The sequence below is a fragment of the Nostocoides veronense genome, assembly GCF_039531185.1.
Lineage (GTDB): Bacteria > Actinomycetota > Actinomycetes > Actinomycetales > Dermatophilaceae > Nostocoides_A > Nostocoides_A veronense.
In genome coordinates this window covers 1-814 of the sequence record NZ_BAAAPO010000035.1, presented here as the reverse complement: position 1 = coordinate 814, position 814 = coordinate 1, and the positions used below count along the sequence as shown (strand labels likewise).

At 72.7% G+C, this 814-nt stretch carries 1 protein-coding gene; it reads right to left on the bottom strand.

Annotated elements, in window-relative coordinates:
* On the bottom strand, window positions 1-814 hold an 814-nt coding region (locus ABD225_RS11155; RefSeq protein WP_344085023.1), incomplete at both ends, for an IS110 family transposase.

Here is an 814-nt window from a genome sequence, read left to right as displayed (position 1 = left end):
TCGTCGCCGTACAGGTCGGCCCAGTAGTGCGTGGCCTGGGCGGTCGCACGAGCGATCCGCTGGTCGGCTTCAGCCATGTCGTGCAGGTGCTCGGCCACTTCCCAGGCCAGGGCGTCCAGGTCCAGGTGCCCCTGCCAGAACTCCGTCCAGGCGCGGGCGGCGGCACGGATCGCTTCGACTCGGGCGGGCACGTCCGGCACCCCTCGGGTGTGGGCTGCGACGACACCGGTGAGGGTGGAGCGGCGGGCGCTGCCCAGGGCGCGCAGGTCGGGCCAGCGGGTCAGGACCGCGACCGCGGTCGGCTGGGAGCCGGCGAACGCGGACCACACATCGGGAAATGCCCACCGCGCCAACGAGATCAACCGACGGCGGGCACGGTTGCCGTCGACGACGAGCTTCCCGCGGCGGGTCACCGCCCGACGCAGCGCCAGCTGCGGCGGTGTCAGTGGACGCATCGGAGACAGCGTGAAGACCTCCCCGGCGGTGGCCAGCACATCGGCGTCGATGACGTCGGACTTGTCCTTGCCGATGATCGCCCCGCGCAGCCGGGCCGCGTGCCGGGCCCCGAGCAGCGACAGGTCCCCGCCGGAGCGGCGCATCGCGATCGAGAGCGCGAGCCACGTCATCGACGTCGGCTCCGCAACGGCGACCACGCCGGGATAGGCGCTCAACCGTCCGATGAGCATGTCGAGGCCGGCCAGGGTCGGCGGCGTGGTGAACCGGGACAGGCGCACCTGCCCGTCCGGCAAGATCTCCCGGACGCACACGTGATGGTTGGCCACCACCGCGGCGTCGATGCCGACCTGCACCCGCA